The sequence below is a fragment of the Streptomyces sp. NPDC048442 genome, from assembly GCF_040651475.1.
In the GTDB taxonomy this organism is placed as follows: domain Bacteria; phylum Actinomycetota; class Actinomycetes; order Streptomycetales; family Streptomycetaceae; genus Streptomyces.
In genome coordinates this window covers 287,809-305,913 of record NZ_JBEZKB010000006.1, presented here as the reverse complement: position 1 = coordinate 305,913, position 18,105 = coordinate 287,809, and the positions used below count along the sequence as shown (strand labels likewise).

At 71.0% G+C, this 18,105-nt stretch carries 21 protein-coding genes; 10 read left to right on the top strand and 11 right to left on the bottom strand.

What is annotated here, in order from left to right; genetic code table 11:
• Positions 1-13: 13 nt before the first annotated feature.
• From AB0D18_RS12525 to bioB, 5 genes are all read right to left on the bottom strand, one after another.
• Positions 14-697: a class I SAM-dependent methyltransferase gene (locus tag AB0D18_RS12525; protein ID WP_362415825.1), complete on the bottom strand. Its 684-nt coding sequence runs from the start codon at positions 695-697 to the stop codon at positions 14-16.
• A 69-nt stretch (positions 698-766) separates the two neighbouring features.
• Positions 767-1,132, bottom strand: a complete 366-nt coding sequence (locus AB0D18_RS12520; RefSeq protein WP_362415823.1) for a VOC family protein — start codon at positions 1,130-1,132, stop codon at positions 767-769.
• Between the two features lie 5 nt (positions 1,133-1,137).
• Positions 1,138-1,902, bottom strand: coding sequence for a dethiobiotin synthase (gene bioD / locus AB0D18_RS12515; RefSeq protein ID WP_362415821.1), 765 nt, complete (start codon positions 1,900-1,902; stop codon positions 1,138-1,140).
• Between the two features lie 120 nt (positions 1,903-2,022).
• Positions 2,023-3,330, bottom strand: a complete 1,308-nt coding sequence (locus AB0D18_RS12510) for an adenosylmethionine--8-amino-7-oxononanoate transaminase (protein ID WP_362415819.1) — start codon at positions 3,328-3,330, stop codon at positions 2,023-2,025.
• Complete coding sequence (bioB, locus tag AB0D18_RS12505) at positions 3,323-4,480, bottom strand: biotin synthase BioB (protein WP_362415817.1); 1,158 nt, start codon at positions 4,478-4,480, stop codon at positions 3,323-3,325. The genes AB0D18_RS12510 and bioB overlap by 8 nt, the downstream gene beginning before the upstream one ends.
• 158 nt (positions 4,481-4,638) lie before the next feature.
• Between bioB and AB0D18_RS12500 the strand changes: the two genes are divergently transcribed.
• Positions 4,639-5,856, top strand: a complete 1,218-nt coding sequence (locus AB0D18_RS12500; protein WP_362415815.1) for an 8-amino-7-oxononanoate synthase — start codon at positions 4,639-4,641, stop codon at positions 5,854-5,856.
• Between the two features lie 50 nt (positions 5,857-5,906).
• Here AB0D18_RS12500 and AB0D18_RS12495 read toward each other — a convergent pair whose 3' ends face one another.
• Both AB0D18_RS12495 and AB0D18_RS12490 read right to left on the bottom strand, forming a co-directional pair.
• Complete coding sequence (locus AB0D18_RS12495) at positions 5,907-6,131, bottom strand: DUF397 domain-containing protein (RefSeq protein WP_362415813.1); 225 nt, start codon at positions 6,129-6,131, stop codon at positions 5,907-5,909.
• Positions 6,132-6,165: 34 nt separating this feature from the next.
• Positions 6,166-7,014, bottom strand: coding sequence for a helix-turn-helix transcriptional regulator (locus tag AB0D18_RS12490; protein WP_362415811.1), 849 nt, complete (start codon positions 7,012-7,014; stop codon positions 6,166-6,168).
• Positions 7,015-7,252: 238 nt separating this feature from the next.
• On the opposite strand from AB0D18_RS12490, the gene AB0D18_RS12485 reads away from it, so the two are divergent.
• The gene (locus AB0D18_RS12485; RefSeq protein WP_362415809.1) at positions 7,253-7,684 is read left to right on the top strand and encodes an ATP-binding protein; all 432 of its coding nucleotides are present in this window, start codon (positions 7,253-7,255) and stop codon (positions 7,682-7,684) included.
• Between the two features lie 74 nt (positions 7,685-7,758).
• Here AB0D18_RS12485 and AB0D18_RS12480 read toward each other — a convergent pair whose 3' ends face one another.
• The 3 genes from AB0D18_RS12480 to AB0D18_RS12470 all read right to left on the bottom strand — a co-directional run bounded on the left by AB0D18_RS12480 (position 7,759) and on the right by AB0D18_RS12470 (position 9,550).
• Complete coding sequence (locus tag AB0D18_RS12480) at positions 7,759-8,238, bottom strand: C40 family peptidase (RefSeq protein WP_362415807.1); 480 nt, start codon at positions 8,236-8,238, stop codon at positions 7,759-7,761.
• A gap of 365 nt (positions 8,239-8,603) precedes the next feature.
• On the bottom strand, positions 8,604-8,909 hold the full coding sequence (locus AB0D18_RS12475) for a hypothetical protein (protein ID WP_362415805.1): 306 nt from the start codon (positions 8,907-8,909) through the stop codon (positions 8,604-8,606).
• A gap of 8 nt (positions 8,910-8,917) precedes the next feature.
• Complete coding sequence (locus tag AB0D18_RS12470; protein ID WP_362415803.1) at positions 8,918-9,550, bottom strand: ATP-dependent Clp protease proteolytic subunit; 633 nt, start codon at positions 9,548-9,550, stop codon at positions 8,918-8,920.
• A gap of 85 nt (positions 9,551-9,635) precedes the next feature.
• On the opposite strand from AB0D18_RS12470, the gene AB0D18_RS12465 reads away from it, so the two are divergent.
• From AB0D18_RS12465 to AB0D18_RS12430, 8 genes are all read left to right on the top strand, one after another.
• The gene (locus AB0D18_RS12465) at positions 9,636-9,947 is read left to right on the top strand and encodes a type II toxin-antitoxin system Phd/YefM family antitoxin (protein WP_362415801.1); all 312 of its coding nucleotides are present in this window, start codon (positions 9,636-9,638) and stop codon (positions 9,945-9,947) included.
• Positions 9,948-10,102: 155 nt separating this feature from the next.
• On the top strand, positions 10,103-10,405 hold the full coding sequence (locus tag AB0D18_RS12460) for an urease subunit gamma (RefSeq protein ID WP_362415799.1): 303 nt from the start codon (positions 10,103-10,105) through the stop codon (positions 10,403-10,405).
• Positions 10,406-10,422: 17 nt separating this feature from the next.
• Complete coding sequence (locus AB0D18_RS12455) at positions 10,423-10,734, top strand: urease subunit beta (RefSeq protein WP_362415797.1); 312 nt, start codon at positions 10,423-10,425, stop codon at positions 10,732-10,734.
• On the top strand, positions 10,727-12,493 hold the full coding sequence (locus AB0D18_RS12450) for an urease subunit alpha (protein ID WP_362415796.1): 1,767 nt from the start codon (positions 10,727-10,729) through the stop codon (positions 12,491-12,493). Before AB0D18_RS12455 ends, AB0D18_RS12450 begins: the two co-directional genes overlap by 8 nt.
• Positions 12,494-13,007: 514 nt before the next feature.
• Entirely contained in the window at positions 13,008-13,655 is a 648-nt protein-coding gene (locus tag AB0D18_RS12445) for an urease accessory UreF family protein (protein WP_362415964.1), read from the top strand.
• A 72-nt stretch (positions 13,656-13,727) separates the two neighbouring features.
• Positions 13,728-14,450 carry an urease accessory protein UreG gene (ureG, locus tag AB0D18_RS12440; protein WP_362415794.1) on the top strand — a complete coding sequence of 241 codons (723 nt, stop codon included), beginning with the start codon at positions 13,728-13,730 and terminating at the stop codon, positions 14,448-14,450.
• Positions 14,447-15,211, top strand: a complete 765-nt coding sequence (locus AB0D18_RS12435; RefSeq protein ID WP_362415792.1) for an urease accessory protein UreD — start codon at positions 14,447-14,449, stop codon at positions 15,209-15,211. The genes ureG and AB0D18_RS12435 overlap by 4 nt, the downstream gene beginning before the upstream one ends.
• Before the next feature lie 150 nt (positions 15,212-15,361).
• Positions 15,362-16,969 (top strand): alpha/beta hydrolase, encoded by a 1,608-nt coding sequence (locus AB0D18_RS12430; protein ID WP_362415790.1) that lies wholly within the window; start codon positions 15,362-15,364, stop codon positions 16,967-16,969.
• A 107-nt stretch (positions 16,970-17,076) separates the two neighbouring features.
• Here the strand turns inward: AB0D18_RS12430 and AB0D18_RS12425 are convergent, their stop codons facing one another.
• Positions 17,077-17,787, bottom strand: a complete 711-nt coding sequence (locus tag AB0D18_RS12425; RefSeq protein ID WP_362415788.1) for a lysophospholipid acyltransferase family protein — start codon at positions 17,785-17,787, stop codon at positions 17,077-17,079.
• Positions 17,788-18,105 lie beyond the last annotated feature (318 nt).

Sequence of the window (18,105 nt, the reverse complement as noted above, 5' to 3'; positions counted from 1 at the left end):
GCTGTTGCGGTGCTCAGTCGGCGTCCGGTCGCCGTGCCGTGCCCAGTACGCACGCCGACGACGGCAGCCGAATCCCCTTCTCCGGTACGTTCAGCCGCCGGTACGGGCCGAGTGCGAACCCGGCGGCCGTGATCGCGGCCAGCGGATCCCGCGAGGTGTGGCAGTTCCCGAACAGCAGCGGCCACACGGTGCGGTCCAGGGCCCGCTGGGACCGCGCCATCCACCGCCCCTCGTCCCGCCCGTGCTCGAAGAACCGCAGCTCACCGCCGGGACGCAGCACCCGCCTGGCCTCCGCGAGGGCCCGCTCCACGTTCCGTACGGTGCAGAGCACCAGCGAGAACACCACCGCGTCGTACGCCTCGCTCTTCACCGGGAGCGCCTCCGCCGCGCCGGGCACCACGTCCACCGGGACCTCGGCCCTGACCGCCGCGCGCAGCGCCAGCTCCCGCAGGGTGCGTTCGGGTTCGATGGCGACGACCTCGGAGACGGCCGACGGGTAGTACGCGAAGTTGAGGCCGTTGCCTGCGCCGACCTCAAGGACCCGGCCGGACAGCCCGGCCAGCAGTTCCTTCCGGTGGGCGGCGATACCGGCGTGCAGGTCCGCGAAGACGCTCTGCCGGGCGTAGAAGCGGGCGAACAGCGGATGGTGGACGGCGTCGTGCGGGATCCTGACGCGCTGCGACCGGGGTCGGACCATCACGAATCTCCTCCGTGGGGGGACGGGCGGATACCGCGAGTGTGCCCGTTGCGGAGAAGAGTCGGCCAGTCACGCGCCGGAAACGAAGCAGAACTCGTTGCCCTCGGGGTCGAGCAGCACCTGGAACGAACCGGCTTCGTCCGTCACGACGGAGCCGCTGAGCGTCGCCCCGAGCGCCACCGCCTCCGCGCTGAAGGCAGGGATGTCCTCGGCGAGCAGGTCGAGGTGCAGCCGGTTCTTGACGGCCTTGCCCTCCGGTACGCGCTGGAACGCCAGCCGGTTGCTGAATTTTCCGGGTTCGTCGGCGGGAAGGTCGATGTACGACCAGTCCGGACTCCGGCGCACCGGTTCGCCGCCCACCAGGCCGGCCCAGAACCGCGCCAGGGCCGCCGGATCGGCACAGTCGAAAACGATCTCGTCGATTCGTGCACGCATGCCGCTCAGCCTACGGAAGGCGGGGTGGCCGCCGCGAACGCGGACTCGAACGCGGTCGCGTCCCATTCCCCACCCAGCTCCGGCGCGAGCCACTGGCAGGCCTGCGCCCGGAACCGTACGGGATCCAGCCCGCCGGAACCCTCGGGCACGGCCCCCAGCAGCGGGGCTCCTGCCATCTCGGCGAGCTCGCCGACGTTGCACCGTTCGGCGAGTCCGGGGGCGTCGGGCCAGCAGCCGATGACCACGCCGAGCGTCTCCAGACCCCTGGCCCGCAGGGCCTCTCCGGTCAGCTGCACACAGTTGAGCGTGCCGAGGGCGGGAGCGGCGACGACGAGCACGGGGGCGCCGAGCAGGCGGGCGGCGTCGGCGAGGGTACCGCCGTTGCCGTCCAGGCGTACGAGGAGTCCGCCTGCTCCCTCGATCAGTACGAGGTCGTACTCGGTCGCCAGTTTGCGCGCGGCATCGGCCACGTCCTGGGGGGTCACCGGGGGGAGGCCGGCGCGGCGGGCGGCGGTGGCGGGGGCGAGGGGTTCGGGGAAGCGGGCGAGTTCGAGGGTGTCGACGCCGGTGCCGGTGCCGTGGCTGTTGCCCTCGCCGGCCAGCCTGGCTGCGACGTGCGCGTCGCCGTCCTCACCGGGACCGACGCCGGTCTGCGCGGGCTTCAGCACGACGACGCGTTGGCCCTTGGCATGGGCGAGGGCGGCGAGGGCGGCGGTGACGACGGTCTTGCCGATGTCGGTGTTGGTGCCGGTGACGACGATGATGCTCATACGTGGTGTCCTTCTCGTGTGCATTCTGCGGGTGCGTCGTGGCTGGTCGCGCCCACGCGGCGGAGCCGCAGATCGATGCTGCCCCGCGCCCCTGAAGGGGCCGGTTCGTGCCCCGCCCCCTCAGCCCGCTGCCGCTGCCGCGGTGACCGCTCGGCAGATGCGGGACAGGTCCTCGTTGTCGGTGACGTACGGCGGCATGGTGTAGATGAGGTCCCTGAACGGTCGCAGCCACACGCCCTCCCGTACCGCCGCCTCCGTCGCCGCAGCCATGTCGACCGCGTGGTCGAGCTGTACGACTCCGATGCCGCCGAGGACACGTACCTCCCGTACGCCGGGCAGCGACCCGGCCTCCGCCAGGCCGTCCCGCAGGCCCGTCTCCAGCCGTTTCACCTCCTGCTGCCAGTTCTGGCCGAGCAGCAGGTCGATCGATGCGCAGGCGACCGCCGCCGCCAGGGGGTTGGCCATGAAGGTCGGGCCGTGGGCGAGCACGGGGACCTCGCCCTGCGAGATGCCGTCCGCCACCCGCGACGTACACAGGGTGGCCGCCATCGTCAGATAGCCGCCGGTCAGCGCCTTGCCGAGGCACATCACGTCCGGGGAGACGGACGCCTGGTCGGCCGCGAAGAGGGTCCCGGTCCTGCCGAAGCCCGTCGCGATCTCGTCGAAGACCAGCAGTACGTCGTGTGCGTCGCACGCCTCGCGCAGCACCCGCAGGTACGCGGGGGAGTGAAAGCGCATGCCGCCCGCGCCCTGCACCACCGGCTCGACGATCACCGCCGCCAGCTCGTCCGCGTGCCGTGCGACGGCGGCCCGCAGCTCGTCCGCGTACGCCTCCTCGTACTCCACCGGTGGTTCCCGTACGAAGAGCTGGCGGGGCAGGACCCCCTGCCACAGCTGGTGCATACCGCCCTCGGGGTCGCACACCGCCATCGGCTGCCAGGTGTCGCCGTGGTAACCGCCGCGCCAGGTCAGCAGGCGCTGCTTGGCCGGGCGGCCCACCGAGCGCCAGTACTGGAGGCACATCTTCACCGCGACCTCGACGGCCACCGACCCCGAGTCCGAGAGGAACACGTGCCGCAGCGGCTCCGGGGTGATCTCCACGAGCCTGGCCGCCAGCCGCACCGCGGGTTCGTGGGTGAGCCCGCCGAACATCACATGGCTCATCCGGCCCAGCTGCTCCGTCGCCGCCTCGTTGAGGACGGGGTGGTTGTAGCCGTGCACCGCCGACCACCACGACGACATGCCGTCGATCAGCTCGGTGTGGCCGTGCGCGGGCCCGGCGAGCCGCAGCCGCACCCCCGACGCGGACTCCACGACGAGCGGCTCGGCGCGGCCCGGCATCGGACCGTACGGATGCCAGACGTGCTCCCGGTCCAGGCGCAGGAGCTCGGCGGGGGAGAGAGGGTGCTTAGCGGAGAGGTCAGGCATTGGGCGCGAGGTCCGTTCCCGCCCCGCGCCGGCGCACCGCCACCAGATCCGTACGTGCCTCCTCGCGCGCGGCGGGCACGGCCGTCTCGTCCGTACCGCATGCCGACGCCTCGTCACCGCCGCACACCGATCCGCAGCCGCCGCCCGCCCGGTGCTCCGGCAGCGTCGTCGTGTCCGTGCCCTCCACCTCGAAGCCCGCGTCCGCGATCATCTCCAGGTCGGCCTGGCCCGCCTGGCCCTCGCTGGTCAGGTAGTCGCCCAGGAAGATCGAGTTGACCAGGTGCAGGGCGAGCGGCTGCATCGTCCGCAGGTGCACCTCGCGGCCTCCGGCCAGCCGTACCTCGACGTCCGGGCAGACGAACCGCACCATCGCCAGGATGCGCAGCGCCCGCTGCGGCGTGAGGTTCCACTCCTTGGCGAGCGGCGTCCCCTCGAACGGGATGAGGAAGTTGACCGGCACCGAGTCCGGGTCGAGCTCGCGCAGCGAGAAGACGACGTCGACCAGGTCCGCGTCGGACTCGCCCATGCCCGCGATCAGGCCCGAGCAGGCGGACAGGCCCGCGGCCTGCGCCTGCTGGACGGTCTCGACGCGGTCCGCGTAGGTGTGCGTGGTGGTGATGTCCCCGTACGTCGACTCCGACGTGTTGAGGTTGTGGTTGTACGCGTCCGCGCCCGCGGACCGCAGCCGCTCCGCCTGGCCGTCCGACAGCAGGCCGAGGCAGGCGCAGACCTCGACGCCCTCGTTCGCTTCCTTGATCGCCTCGATGGTCTTCGAGACCCGGTCCACGTCCCGGTCGGTGGGACCGCGCCCGCTCGCCACCAGGCAGACCCGCTTCGCGCCGCCCGCGACACCGGCGGCCGCTGCCTGCGACGCCTCGTCCGCCTTCAGCCAGGTGTACTTCAGGATCTCGGCCTTGGAACCGAGCCGCTGCGAGCAGTACGAGCAGTCCTCCGGGCAGAGCCCCGACTTGAGGTTGACGAGGTAGTTGAGCTTCACCCGCCGCCCGAACCACTGGCGGCGCACCTTGCCGGCCGCGGCCACCACGTCGAGCAGTTCGTCGTCGGTCGTCGCCAGGACGGCGAGCGCTTCTTCGCGGGTCGGCAGCTCGCGCCGAAGCCCCTTCTCCACCAGTGTGTTCAGCAGGTCCATGAGCATGATCCTGACCTACGGCACCGCCCCGGGCCAAGGAGGATCCGGACAAGAGCGCGGGTTCGAGGTGTGGGTATTGCCACACCCTGACGGGGATCCGGTCCGGCTAGTGTCTGTGGGCTGCCTACAAAGTGCTGCCCCACCGGAGGGTTCCCGCCATGCCCGATCGTCCCACGCCCGCGAACCCCTTCGGCTGGATCGGGGAAGAGGCCGCCCGCCGTGCCCGCGCCGGGCTCGTCAGGACGCTGCGCCCGCGCCCCGCGGACAGCCCCGTCCTCGACCTCGCGAGCAACGACTACCTCGGCCTGACCCGCCACCCGGAGACGGTCGGGGCCGCGGCCGAAGCGGCGCAGCGCTGGGGGGCGGGCGCGACCGGGTCCCGGCTCGTCACCGGCAGCACCGCCCTGCACGCCGAACTGGAGCGGGAACTCGCCGATTTCACCGGCTTCGAGGCCGCCCTCGTACTGTCCTCCGGCTACGCGGCCAACCTGGCCGCACTCACCGCACTGACCGCCCGCGGCTCCCTGATCGTTTCCGACGCCGGCAACCACGCCTCGATCGTCGACGGCTGCCGGCTGTCCCGCGCCGAGACGGCCGTGGTCCCGCACGCCGACCCGCAGGCAGTGCGCAAGGTTTTGGACGGGTACGTCCCCCACGGACACGTCCCCCGCGGACATGCCCCTGACGGGCACGCCCCCGACGGGCGCGACGGACGGGCGCTCGTGGTCACGGACTCCGTCTTCTCGGTCGACGGAGACGCCGCCCCGCTCGCCGAACTCGCAGCCGTGGCAAGGGAGTTCGGTGCGGGACTGGTCGTCGACGACGCACACGGCCTCGGTGTCCTCGGTGACGGCGGGCGCGGCGCCCTGCACGCCGCGGGCCTCGCGGGTGCGCCGGACGTCGTCGCGACGGTCACCCTGTCGAAGTCCCTCGGCAGCCAGGGCGGTGCGGTCCTCGGCCCGGCACACGTCATCGACCACCTGGTCAACGCGGCTCGTACGTTCATCTTCGACACCGGACTCGCCCCCGCAGCCGCCGGAGCTGCCCTCGCGAGCCTGCGGCTGCTGCGCCGCGAGCCGGGCCGCGCCGCCCGTGCGCGCGACGTATCGGCCGCCCTGCACCGGCAGTTGACCGCTGCCGGACTCGCCGCGGTACGCCCGGACGCGGCCGTGGTCTCCGTCCGCGCCCCGTCGGCGGAGGCGGCCCTGCAGTGGGCGGCCGACTGCCGCACCGAGGGCCTTGGTGTCGGCTGCTTCCGGCCGCCGTCCGTCCCGGACGGCATCTCCCGGCTGCGGCTGACGGCCAGGGCAGACCTCACGGACGCACAGATCGCGGGTGCGGTGGACGTCATTGTCCGTACCGCACCCGCGTCTTGATGATCTGTCAGTTCATGGTGCGGTGGTGCGGTTCATGGTGCGGTGGTGCGTCACAGTGCCTCCGTGCGTACCGCGCCGACGAAGCGGGACCAGGCGTCGGCGCTGAAGAGGAGGGCGGGGCGGCTCACGCGCTTCGAGTCACGGACGGCCAGCAGGCCACCGAGGGCCGTTGCCGTCTCGACGCAGTTGTTCATGCCGGTGCTGCGGCTGCTGCGGCGCCACGCTGCGCCGTGCAACTGCAGGCTGGAAGGTACGTTCGCGAGGTGTGGGGACATGGTTCCTCCCTGCGCGTCGTCACCAATGGGGGATTCACCGGACGCCCGCGATCAGATCCAGGGAGTCCCCGTGCGGAAGGGCCTGTGCCTGGATCCGCTGGAAAGCGGCCGAGTACTGGGCAAGGTCTTCTTTCCGTTCCAGATAGAGGCTACTCGCCAGGTGGTCAATAACAACCACATCCAGATCTGCAATGTTCGGAAAGGAGAAAATAACGAAAGCCCCGGTGAGACCCGTGTGCGCACCCGCCCCAAATGGCAACACCTGTAACTGCACATGAGGCAGCTCCGCCATCTCCAGCAGATGCCGCATCTGCTCCTTCATCACCCGCTCGCCGCCCACCGCCCTGTGCAGTACCGCCTCGTCCAGTACGGCACTCAGGGTCAGCGGTGAGGCAGCCCGCAGGACCTCCTGCCGGGCGAGGCGCACCTCCACCAGTGAGTCGATCTTCCGCACAGGCAGCCCGGACAACGTTGCCCTCGTGACCGTCCGTGCGTAGTCCGGCGTCTGCAACAGCCCTGGAACCACAGAGGTTTCGAGCGTGCGCGCCGTGCACGCCTGCGACTCCAGACTGATGAAGTCCCGGTACTGGGGCGGCAGCAGACCCCGGTAGGCGTGCCACCACTGGGTGCCCGACTCCCCGGACGTCTCCGCCAACGCCTCCAGGAGCAGCCGCAGTTGGGGCTCCTGGACGTCGTACACCGAGAGCAGCAGTGCCACGTCCTCGGGCTTCGCGCCGCTGTGTCCGGTTTCGATCCGGCTGACCTTCGACTGGTGCCAGCCGACCAGACGCGCGGCCTCCGGGCTGGTGAGCCCTGCCCTGTCGCGCAGTCTGCGCAATTCTTCTCCGAGCTTGCGCCGGCGTACCGCGGGGCCGTGTCGCATTACCGACTCCTCTCGCGCGTTCCAGGCCTCCCCGCCGAGGGCCAGTCTGCCCGTCACTTGCCTTTCCGCGTACCAGAGTTCACTACTTCGAGTGGTAGATATATGTATGTCTGGGAGGAACGTCGTAGGTGGCGGCACGATGAGTGGCACTCTGGCGCGGAACGAGTCCGGGGCCGCTCCCGCACGGATCCGCGTCCGAGTTCCGATTCGGCCCCGGTGGGAAAGGGACAACGTCGCCATGGCTGACCACCAGGAAGTATCCGTCACCCTGCCGAGCGATCCAGCTTCGGTGCCCGCCGCCAGGAGATACGTGGCCGAAGTACTGGCCGAATGGGGGCTTCCGGCGGATTCGGAGGCGGCCGACGTCATCCGGCTGATCGTCTCGGAGCTGGCGACCAACGCCGTACAGCACACCTTCGGCCAGTCCCCCACCTTCACGGTGGACGTCCAGCTGGACCGGGACGAGCAGTTGCGCATCGGCGTCACCGACAGCCATCCGCGCTGGCCCCAGCGGCTGCCCGCCGCCGTCCAGCAGGACAACGGGCGCGGCATGGTCATCATCCGTTCCCTCACCGCGGAGTGCGGGGGCCGGCTGTCGGTCACGCCCACCGCGGAGGGCGGCAAGACGGTGTGGATCGCGCTGCCCTGGGTCGTGCCGGTGCAGAGGTAGGCGTACGGGGTGAAGGCGGCGGCGTGCCGGAGAGTTGCCCAACGCGCCGCCGGAAGAGGTGAAGTGACTGGCCGTCAGTTCACCCGCCCGTACCACACGCTCTTCGACCAGATCCGCTCCAGCCGCACCACCGTGCCCCGCCTCGGCGAGTGCCAGATCTTGTTGCTGCCCGCGTAGATGCCGACGTGGTAGACGCTGCGTCCCTGGTGGAAGAAGACCAGGTCCCCGCGCTTGCGCACCGAGGCGGAGATGTGCCGGGTCTTGTTGTACTGCGACTGGGCCGAGCGCGGCAGATTCTTGCCCGCCTTCCGATACGAGTACAGCGTCAGGCCCGAGCAGTCGAAGCGGTTCGGTCCGCTGGCCCCGTACTTGTACGGCGAACCGCGCTTCGAGGCGGCGATCTGCAGCGCCTTCGTCGCGAGCGTCGCGGCCTCGGCCTCGGGCGCGGCTCCGGGGATCAGGAGCGGGGCGCCCGCCACGGCGAGGGTGAGGGCCGATGCGATGGAGGCCCTGGCGATCAGCGACGGGACAAGTGCGTGAACGTGCGCAGTCATGCGCAACCCTTCGTCGACCAGACGTCCCGGCGGCGCCCGAGGTGCGGCGCCCGTCAGGACCGCCCCGCCACGACGGCGGGGGCTTGTCGTCCCAGGGATCTTGACCCGGTGAACGTCTGGTTTCCGAGCGGAGAGGGGTGTTTGTGAGGCTCCTCACCACTGACCCGTTCGGGTGGACAAGGGCGGTTCCGCTCCAAGGTGTCGGCCCCCGAGGAGGCCCGCACCAGCACCGGAACAGATCATTCCGATCTTGCTCCGGACGAACTGTGCAACTCGATCAGTGCGGACGGGGTAGACGTGACTGGGCCGAACGGGGGAGGAGTCCTGGTGCCGGTGTGCCCACCCCGGGTGGCAGTGCCCGGTGATCAACTCGCCTGTTCCGGCGGCACGGTGAGGCGTTTGGCCCGCCGCTCCCCGTCCAGCACGCGCAGCGCCTGTGCGAGCGTGGCCGGGTGGATACCGGTCTCGCCCCGCTCGTACATCAGGGTCAGTGCGTCGCGCAGTGCGCTCGCCCGGCCGACGAGTGCCTGTGCGGCGCGCAGAGCGCCGTAAGTGTCCGTGCTGCGGGACGGGTTGATGCGTCCCAGCGAGTCGACGACCTCCAGATAGCTGTCCAGGAAGTCGCACTCGGCCCGGGTCAGCGCGGGCAGCGGCGGCAGCTCGGGCAGCATCCGCCCGCTCACCGGGGCGCGGGGGTGGTGCCGCCCTTGCGGCTCGCGACGATCTGGTCCACCAGTCCGTACGCGAGGGCGGCCTCGGCGTCGAGGACCTGAGTGCGGTCGAAGTCGGTCTCGACCTGCTCGGCGGTCCTGCCCGTGTGCCGGGCCAGCATCCCCGCCGTCATCGTGCGCAGCCGCACCAGCTCCTGCGCCTGGATCTCCAGGTCGGACGGCTGCCCCTGGGCGGGCTCGTCCAGCGAGGGCTGGCTGAGGGCGATCCGGGCGCCTGGCAGTGCGAGCCGCTTGCCGGGGGTGCCGGCGGCGAGCAGTACGGCCGCGGCGTCGAGGGCCTGGCCGAGACAGGTCGTCTCCACGTCGCAGGTGACGAACTGGAGCGTGTCGTAGATCGCCGCCATCGCGGTGTACGAGCCGCCGGGGGAGTTGATGTAGAGCGAGATGTCCCGGTCGGGGGCGTCGTGCTCCAGGTACATGAACTGCGCGGCGATGTCGTTGGCCGCGGCGTCGTCGACGGGCGTCCCGAGGAACACGATCCGCTCGGCGAGCAGCTTCGAGTACGGATCGAGCGTGCGGGTCCCGGTGCTGGTGCGCTCGTGGAACTGGGGCAGAACGTATCGGGCGGACGGCTGGATCATGGCGCGCTCCCTCTGACCGCGGCAGCGGAAGCGCTGCCGCCTCTGTAAAAAATGTACAGGACGTACGTTCAGTACGATGGTGAGCATGACCTACGAGATTCCGGTGACGCAAGCCCGTGCAGAGCTCGCCGACCTGATCAACCGCGTCGTGTACGGCGGGGAGCGGGTGGTCGTGACGCGTCACGGGAAGCCGCTCGTCGCGCTGGTCTCCGCCGCTGACCTGGAGCGATTGGAGAACGAGCCGGAGGTGGCGGAGGAGCAGGTGATCAGTTCTCTCTCGTCGGTCGGCTCGATCACGTCCGCTCCGGGCGAACGCCGCCGGTTCGGCATCGCCGCCGAATACCGGGGCGAGCACGGGGACGGTGGAGTTAACGCGACGGAAACCCCGCACAACTAGCCTCGTGATGACGGCACCTGACGGAAAGTCCTGGTGACACCCCTTACCGAGGCTTTGCATGCCCTTTGCTGGGTGGGTGGTACACCTATGTCCGTCGTGGTGACCGCGACAGCCGGGCCGGGCGGCCCGGCGCGAGGACTGTGAGGTGTGGACCCGTGCAACTGACCCCGCACGAGCAGGAACGGCTACTCATCCATGTGGCCGCGGACGTGGCCGAGAAGCGCAGGGCGCGCGGGGTGAGGCTCAACCACCCAGAGGCGGTCGCCCTCATCACCTCGCACATCCTCGAAGGCGCCCGCGACGGTCACACCGTCGCCCAGCTCATGTCCTCGGGCCGCAAGGTGCTGCACCGCGACGAGGTCATGGACGGCATCCCCGAGATGATCCACGACGTACAGGTCGAGGCGACCTTCCCGGACGGCACCAAGCTCGTCACCGTCCACGAGCCGATCCAGTAGCGGGGACACGGACACCGATGATCCCCGGCGAGATTCTCTTCGCAGACGCGCCCGTCCTCCTCAACGAGGGCCGCCCCGTCACCCGCCTCCGCGTCCTCAACGCCGCCGACCGGCCCGTCCAGGTCGGCTCCCACTACCACTTCGCCGAGGCCAACCCCGGTCTTGACTTCGACCGAGTCGCAGCCCGTGGCCTGCGGCTGAACATCGCCGCCGGTACGGCCGTGCGCTTCGAGCCCGGCATCCCCGTCGACGTCGAACTCGTTCCCATCGGCGGCCTGCGCATCGTCGCCGGACTGCGCGGGGAGACCGGAGGTGCCCTCGATGGCTGAGTCCGTACGCACCGGGGGCTCCGCGCACCCCGGGATCTCCCGCGCCGTGTACGCCGACCTCTTCGGCCCCACCACCGGCGACCGCATCCGGCTCGCCGACACCGATCTGCTCGTAGAGATCGAGGAGGACCGCTCCGGCGGGCCGGGACTCGCGGGCGACGAGGCGGTGTTCGGCGGCGGCAAGGTCATCCGCGAATCCATGGGCCAGGCCCGTACGACCAGGGCCGAAGGCGCACCCGACACCGTCATCACCGGCGTCGTCATCCTCGACCACTGGGGCATCGTCAAGGCCGACCTCGGTATCCGCGACGGCCGCATCACCGGCATCGGCAAGGCCGGAAACCCGGACACGATGGACGGCGTCCACCCCGACCTCGTCATCGGCCCCGAGACCGAGATCATCGCCGGCAACGGCCGGATCGTCACCGCCGGCGCCATCGACGCGCACGTCCACTTCATCTCGCCGACCGTCGTCGAGTCGGCGCTCTCCTCCGGCATCACCACCCTTGTCGGCGGCGGCACCGGACCCGCCGAGGGCTCCAAGGCCACCACCGTCACACCCGGCGGCTGGCACCTGGCCCGGATGTTCGCCGCGCTGGAGCACTACCCGGTGAACATCGGGCTGCTCGGCAAGGGCAACACCATGTCCCGCGAGGCCATGCACGCCCAGCTCAGGGGCGGCGCGCTCGGGTTCAAGATCCACGAGGACTGGGGCGCGACCCCCGCCGTCATCGACGCATGCCTGAGCGTCTGCGACGAGACCGGTGCCCAACTCGCCATCCACACCGACACGTTGAACGAGGCCGGGTTCGTCGGCGACACCCTCGCCGCCATCGCGGGCCGCACCATCCACGCGTACCACACCGAGGGCGCGGGCGGCGGGCACGCACCGGACATCATCACGGTCGTCTCCGAGCCGTACGTCCTGCCCAGCTCGACCAACCCCACCCGGCCGCACACCCTCAACACCCTCGACGAACACCTCGACATGCTGATGGTCTGCCACCACCTCAACCCGGCGGTGCCGGAGGACCTGGCGTTCGCGGAATCCCGCATCCGGCCCTCCACCATCGCGGCCGAGGACATCCTGCACGACCTCGGCGCGATCTCGATCATCTCCTCGGACTCGCAGGCGATGGGCCGGGTCGGCGAGGTGATCCTGCGGACCTGGCAGACCGCCCACGTGATGAAGAAGCGCCGCGGCTCGCTGCCGGGCGACGGGCGCGCCGACAACCACCGGGCACGTCGCTATGTCGCCAAGTACACGATCAACCCGGCCGTCGCACAGGGTCTCGCCCACGAGATCGGCTCGGTCGAGACCGGCAAACTCGCCGACCTCGTCCTCTGGGAGCCCGCCTTCTTCGGCGTCAAGCCGCTGCTCGTGATCAAGGGTGGCCAGATCGCGTACGCGCAGATGGGCGACGCCAACGCGTCGATCCCCACCCCGCAGCCGATCCTGCCCCGGCCGATGTTCGGCGCGATCGGCCGCGCCCCGGCCGCGAACTCCTTCAACTTCGTGGCCGAGGCGGCGATCGAGGACAAGATCGCCGAGCGACTCGGGAGCCGGTTCGGCATCGGGAAGTCCTTCGTGCCGATCACCAGCACGCGGGGGGTCACCAAGGCGGACATGCGGGAGAACGACGCGATGCCGCGCGTCGAGGTCGACGCGGACACCTTCACGGTGACCATCGACGGCGACCCGGTGGACCCGGCCCCGGCGGCCGAACTGCCCATGGCCCAGCGCTACTTCCTCTTCTGAGGGGCGTCAGAAAATGGACCGACTGACGTCTGTGCGTACGCCCCCGGGCGGGACCGTACTCCCGGCTGAGGCCGCCCCGGCGACCGAGGGGCCGCGCAGGGAGGGCGTACGGGGCTCCGGCCCTGCCTCCCCTGCGGAGGCCCTGGCGTCCGTCGGACTCCCAGCTGCGGCGACCGCTGGTCCGTGTGTGGAGGGTGTGCCGGGTTCCGGTGTTGCCCCCGGTGCGGACACCGGGCCGGGGCCGGGTAAGCCTGTGACCGGTCGGCCTCAGCCGGTCGGTCCGGCGACGGGGCGGCCCGGGGGTGCCCCGGCTGCCGGGGTGACGGGCCGCAGCGTTGCGCGGGGTGGGGCTGTAGGGAGCGGCCTTGGGGTGGAGGAGTACGGCACCGTGCAGGTTGGGCCTGTGGGTGGTGGTCGCGACGTGGTGGATCACGGCACTGCGCAGGTGCAGGGCGGGCCCGGCGTCAGTGGGGCCGCCGCTTCCCGTCGTCCCGTTCCCGGGGCCCGTGCCGCGCTGCTCGTGCTGGCCGACGGGCGGTTTCCCGCCGGGGGGCATGCGCACTCCGGTGGGGCGGAGGCCGCGGTCAAGGCCGGGCGGATCCGGGACCACCGGGACCTTGCCGCGTTCTGTCGCGGGCGGCTGCACACCGCGGGACTCACCGCCGCCGCTCTGGCGGCAGCGGCCGCGCTCGGGCTCGACCCGCTCGCCCTCGACGAGGCCGCCGACGCCCGGACTCCGTCGCCCGCGCTGCGGACCACCGCCCGCAAGCTCGGCCGGCAGATGATGCGGGCCGCCCGCGCCGCCTGGCCCTGCCCCGAACTGGACGCGCTCGCCGCCGCCCGGCCGCGCGGCGCGCACCAGCCCGTCGTGCTCGGTCTCGCCGCCCGTTCCGCCGGACTCGGGCCCGAGGACGCCGCGCACTGTGCCGCGTACGAAAGCGTCAGCGGGGCCGCGACCGCGGTCGTACGGCTGCTGAGCCTGGACCCCTTCGAAGCGACGGGCGTTCTCGCGCGGCTCGCCCCCGAGCTCGACCTGGTCGCCGAGCGGGCGGCGCTGGCGGCGTACGAGGGCATCGACGCCCTGCCCGCCGCCTCGGCCCCCCTGCTCGACATCACGGCGGAGGCACACGCGGCCTGGCCCGTACGCCTCTTCGCGTCGTAGCACTCGTACCCGCTTGCAGGAATCGCAGGAACCGCAGGAACGCAAGAACGCAAGAAAACTAGGAGCCGGACCATGCATCTCGACCACGACCACTCCGCCGCCACCGCCGTCAGCGCCGACGCCCACCGCCCCGACGGCACCCGGCGTGCCCTGCGTATCGGGCTCGGCGGGCCCGTCGGGTCCGGCAAGACGGCGACCGTCGCCGCGCTCTGCCGCGAGCTGCGCGACATGTTCTCCCTGGCCGTCGTCACCAACGACATCTACACCCGCGAGGACGCCGAATTCCTGCTGCGCAACGCGGTGTTGCCGCCCGAGCGCATCCAGGCCGTCGAGACCGGAGCCTGCCCGCACACCGCGATCCGCGACGACATCTCCGCGAACCTCGAAGCCGTGGAGGACCTGGAGGACGCGGTCGGGCCGCTCGACCTGATCCTCGTCGAGTCCGGCGGCGACAACCTCACCGCCACCTTCTCCAAGGGCCTCGTCGACGCACAGGTCTTCGTCATCGACGTGGCGGGCGGCGACGACATCCCCCGCAAGGGCGGGCCCGGCGTCACCACCGCCGACCTCCTCGTCATCAACAAGACGGACCTCGCGCCGTACGTCGGCTCCGACCTGGAGCGGATGGCCCGCGACGCGAAGGAGCAGCGCGGTGAACTCCCCGTCGCGTTCACGTCGTTGACCTCCGGCGAGGGTGTCAAGCCGATCGCGGACTGGGTGCGCGCTGAGCTCGCCGCCTGGACCGGGTCCGCCCGTACGGCACCCGCCGGCGCCGCAGCCGCCCGTACGGTATGAGCCTGCGCGCCACCGCCCGGATCGTCGCCGCCCCCGGGGGCCGGCTCCCGGTCCTGGAGAGCGACGGCCCGCTCGCCCTGCGCCGTACGAGATCCGCCGAAGGACCCGGCAGCAGCAGGGTCACCGTCGTCGGCGCCATGAGCGCACCGCTCGGCGGTGACCGCCTCGCCATCGAGGCCGAGGTGCTGGACGGCGCCCGGCTCACCGTCGACGCGGCGGCCGCCACCGTCGCGCTGCCCGGACGCACCCCGGAACCCGCCCACTACGACGTCCGGCTGACGGTGGGTCAGGGAGCGGAGCTGCGCTGGTTGCCGGAGCAGCTGATCTCCGCGTGCGGCAGCGACCTGCGGATGACCACCCGGGTCGAACTGGCCCCCACCGCCCGCCTGGTGCTCCGCGAGGAACAGGTCCTGGGCCGGCACGGCGAGTCCACCGGCACCCTCACCACCCGCCTCACCGTCCACCGCGGCGGACGCCCCCTCTTCGACCAGGAGCTCTCGTACGGTCCGGGCGCACCGGGTGGCTGGGACGGCGGCGCGGTCCTCGGCGGACACCGGGCGGTCGGCCAACTCCTGGTGGTGGACGAGCAGTTGGCTCACTCCGCAGCACAGGCCCGGCTGCTCGGCCCGACCGCGGTGCTGACGCCGCTCGCGGGGCCCGCCGTCCTCGTGACGGCGGTGGCGGCGGATGCCAGGGAACTGCGCCTGATCCTGGACGACGTACTGGAGTCGCAGACGGCCCTCTGCCCGACCGCCTGCTGAAGCCGTACCGCTGAGCGGGACATCCTGCACCGGTTATTGGTTCGGCAAAGAAACACCAGTACGGTCTGGTCGCGGCATCCCTCCGGGCGGAAGGATGCCGCCCACACCCGTTTCCGGGGACGTGAAGGAAACTCACAGGGGGAGGTCCACTTGCGACGCACCGCAGTGCTCGGCTCGGCCGGCACGCTGCTCGCGGGCACGCTCATAGCCGGCGCGATGGCCGCACCGGCCGCGACCGCCGACGCGGCACAGCCGAAGCAGAGCTCCAACAGCCGGTACCAGGGCGGAGGTTCGGAGGCCCACGGGGTGCAGGTGGCGGCCGGCCTGGCCGCCGCGCGCGGCATCGACTGGCAGGACTGCCCGGCCGACTGGGGCCTGGAGAAGCCCATCAAGTGCGGCTACGTCACGGTCCCGCTGGACTACAAGAAGCCGTACGGCAAGCAGATCCGGATTGCCGTCGACAAAATCGCCCACACCGGCTCCCCGAAGGACCGGCAGGGCTCCCTGCTCTACAACCCGGGCGGTCCCGGCGGCTCCGGCCTCAAGTTCCCGCGCCGGGTCGTCACCAAGAACGCCATCTGGGCAGGCGCCGCCAAGGCGTACGACCTGGTGGGCTTTGACCCGCGCGGAGTCGGAAGGTCGACCCCGATCTCCTGCGTCGACCCGCAGGAGTTCGTCAAGGCCCCGAAGGCCGACCCGGTGCCCGACGGCGAGGCCGACAAGCGCGCCCAGCGCAAGCTCGCCGCCGAATACGCGGCCGGCTGCAAGGAGCGCAGCGGCTGGATGCTGCCGCACATGACCACCCCCAACACGGCACGTGACCTGGACGTCCTCCGGGCCGCGCTGGGCGACAAGTTGCTCAACTACCTGGGCGTCTCGTACGGCACCTACCTGGGCGCCGTCTACGGCACGCTCTTCCCGTCGCACGTGCGCCGCATGGTCCTGGACAGCGTCGTCAACCCGTCCACGAAGAAGATCTGGTACGAGGTCAACGTCGACCAGGACATCGCCTTCGAGGGCCGCTGGAAGGACTGGATGAAGTGGGTCGCCAAGAACGACGCGACCTACCACCTCGGCGACACCGTCGAGAAGGTCCAGAAGCAGTGGGCCGAGCTGCGCGCCACCGCCAAGAAGAACCCCATCGGCAAGGTGGTCGGCCCGCAGGAACTGAACAACTACTTCCAGAACGCGCCGTACTACGACTCCTACTGGCCGACGGTCGCCGGCGTCTGGAGCAAGTACGTCGCGGGTGACGCCGCGCCCCTCGTCGACAAGGCCGGTCCGCACCCGGAGGACACCGCGGGCAACATCGCCTCGGAGAACTTCAACGCCGTCTACACGGCGGTCGAGTGCGCGGACGCCAAGTGGCCGACCAGTTGGAACAAGTGGGACCGGGACAACACCCGGCTGCACGAGAAGTACCCCTTCTTCACCTGGTCCAACGCCTGGATGAACCTGCCCTGTGCCACCTGGGGCGCCCCGCAGCAGCACGCCATGGAGGTGAAGACCGGCAAGGGGCTGCCGCCGGTGCTGATCACCCAGTCCACCCGGGACGCGGCCACGCCGTACGCCGGTGCGGTGGAGCTGCACAAGCGGTTCAAGGGCTCGCGCCTGATCACCGAGCGCGACGCGGGCTCGCACGGCATCACCAACCTGGAGAACCCCTGCCTCAACGGCAAGGTCGAGGCCTACCTGCTCAGCGGCAAGCTGGACAGCCGTGACGTGACGTGCGCCCCGCACGCCACGCCCAAGCCGTAACCGACGGCAGGCGATTTGCCGCTCGAACCGGGGGCGGCCGGTGCTCTCCCACCGGCCGCCCCTGCCCGTCCGTACGCACCTGCCCGGGTACGTCGGCGCGCTCCTGCTCAGTGCCGAAGCCGCGGGAACTTCCGCCCCTGAGCGGCCTGTTCGGCCTTCACGTCGGCCGCGTACCGGTCGACGTACTCCTGCCCCGACAGGTTCAGGATCGCGTACATGATCTCGTCGGTGACGGCCCGCAGAGCCGCCTTCTCGTCCTCCATGCCGGCGAACCGCGAGAAGTCCAGCGGCTCCCCGAACCGGATCGTCACCCGCTTGACCTTCGGGATCTTCCGCCCCGGCGGCTGGATCTCGAACGTCCCGACCATCGCGCACGGCACCACCGGCGCGCCCGCCCTGATCGCCATCACCGCGACCCCGACCTTGCCCTTGTACAGCCGCCCGTCGTGCGACCGCGTCCCCTCCGGGTAGATGCCCAGCAGCTCGTCCTTCGCGAGCACCCCGAGCCCCTCCCGCACGGCCGCCTTCCCGGCCTCCTTGCCTGAGCGGTCCACCGGAATCTGGCCCGCACTGCGGAAGAACGCGGCCGTCAGCCGCCCCTTCACCCCGGGCCCGGTGAAGTACTCCGCCTTGGCCAGGAAGGTGATCCTCCGCTTCAGTACGGCGGGCATCAGGAAGTGGTCCGAGAACGACAGGTGATTGCCCGCGACGATCGCCGCCCCGTCCGCCGGAATGTGGCTCAGCCCTTCGATCCGGGGCCGGAACAGAAGTCTCAACAGCGGTCCCAGGACGACGTGTTTGAGGATGTAGTAGAACACCCGGCTGCTCCCTTTGGTGGCGGACCGCCTCGTGAGCTGTCCTCTGCTGGTCAGGGCTTGTTTCGGGGGCGCTCAGTGTAGGGGCAGGCCCCGTCCCGCGTAACCACGCCCGGCCGTGCCGGTGCCCGCTCGACGATCAGTCCTGATCCGGTGCCGGATCGATCTCGCCGGGCGGGGTGCGGATGTGGAAAATTCATACTTCTTCGCAGGTTTCGGGTCGTGCGTGGTCTGGTCAAGGAATCTCTTTGCCCTGTCGATCCTGTTGCTTGGGGAGCCTCTTGGTTCCAATGAGCTGCACCCACCAGGTGCATGCCACAG

Excerpts from the sequence above, each read along its gene's own strand:
- AB0D18_RS12525 (WP_362415825.1), bottom strand. The coding sequence starts at position 697 with ATGGTCCGACCCCGGTCGCAGCGCGTCAGGATCCCGCACGACGCCGTC.
- AB0D18_RS12520 (WP_362415823.1), bottom strand. The coding sequence starts at position 1,132 with ATGCGTGCACGAATCGACGAGATCGTTTTCGACTGTGCCGATCCGGCG.
- bioD (WP_362415821.1), bottom strand. The coding sequence starts at position 1,902 with ATGAGCATCATCGTCGTCACCGGCACCAACACCGACATCGGCAAGACC.
- AB0D18_RS12510 (WP_362415819.1), bottom strand. The coding sequence starts at position 3,330 with ATGCCTGACCTCTCCGCTAAGCACCCTCTCTCCCCCGCCGAGCTCCTG.
- bioB (WP_362415817.1), bottom strand. The coding sequence starts at position 4,480 with ATGGACCTGCTGAACACACTGGTGGAGAAGGGGCTTCGGCGCGAGCTG.
- AB0D18_RS12500 (WP_362415815.1), top strand. The coding sequence starts at position 4,639 with ATGCCCGATCGTCCCACGCCCGCGAACCCCTTCGGCTGGATCGGGGAA.
- AB0D18_RS12495 (WP_362415813.1), bottom strand. The coding sequence starts at position 6,131 with ATGTCCCCACACCTCGCGAACGTACCTTCCAGCCTGCAGTTGCACGGC.
- AB0D18_RS12490 (WP_362415811.1), bottom strand. The coding sequence starts at position 7,014 with ATGCGACACGGCCCCGCGGTACGCCGGCGCAAGCTCGGAGAAGAATTG.
- AB0D18_RS12485 (WP_362415809.1), top strand. The coding sequence starts at position 7,253 with ATGGCTGACCACCAGGAAGTATCCGTCACCCTGCCGAGCGATCCAGCT.
- AB0D18_RS12480 (WP_362415807.1), bottom strand. The coding sequence starts at position 8,238 with ATGACTGCGCACGTTCACGCACTTGTCCCGTCGCTGATCGCCAGGGCC.
- AB0D18_RS12475 (WP_362415805.1), bottom strand. The coding sequence starts at position 8,909 with ATGCTGCCCGAGCTGCCGCCGCTGCCCGCGCTGACCCGGGCCGAGTGC.
- AB0D18_RS12470 (WP_362415803.1), bottom strand. The coding sequence starts at position 9,550 with ATGATCCAGCCGTCCGCCCGATACGTTCTGCCCCAGTTCCACGAGCGC.
- AB0D18_RS12465 (WP_362415801.1), top strand. The coding sequence starts at position 9,636 with ATGACCTACGAGATTCCGGTGACGCAAGCCCGTGCAGAGCTCGCCGAC.
- AB0D18_RS12455 (WP_362415797.1), top strand. The coding sequence starts at position 10,423 with ATGATCCCCGGCGAGATTCTCTTCGCAGACGCGCCCGTCCTCCTCAAC.
- AB0D18_RS12450 (WP_362415796.1), top strand. The coding sequence starts at position 10,727 with ATGGCTGAGTCCGTACGCACCGGGGGCTCCGCGCACCCCGGGATCTCC.
- ureG (WP_362415794.1), top strand. The coding sequence starts at position 13,728 with ATGCATCTCGACCACGACCACTCCGCCGCCACCGCCGTCAGCGCCGAC.
- AB0D18_RS12435 (WP_362415792.1), top strand. The coding sequence starts at position 14,447 with ATGAGCCTGCGCGCCACCGCCCGGATCGTCGCCGCCCCCGGGGGCCGG.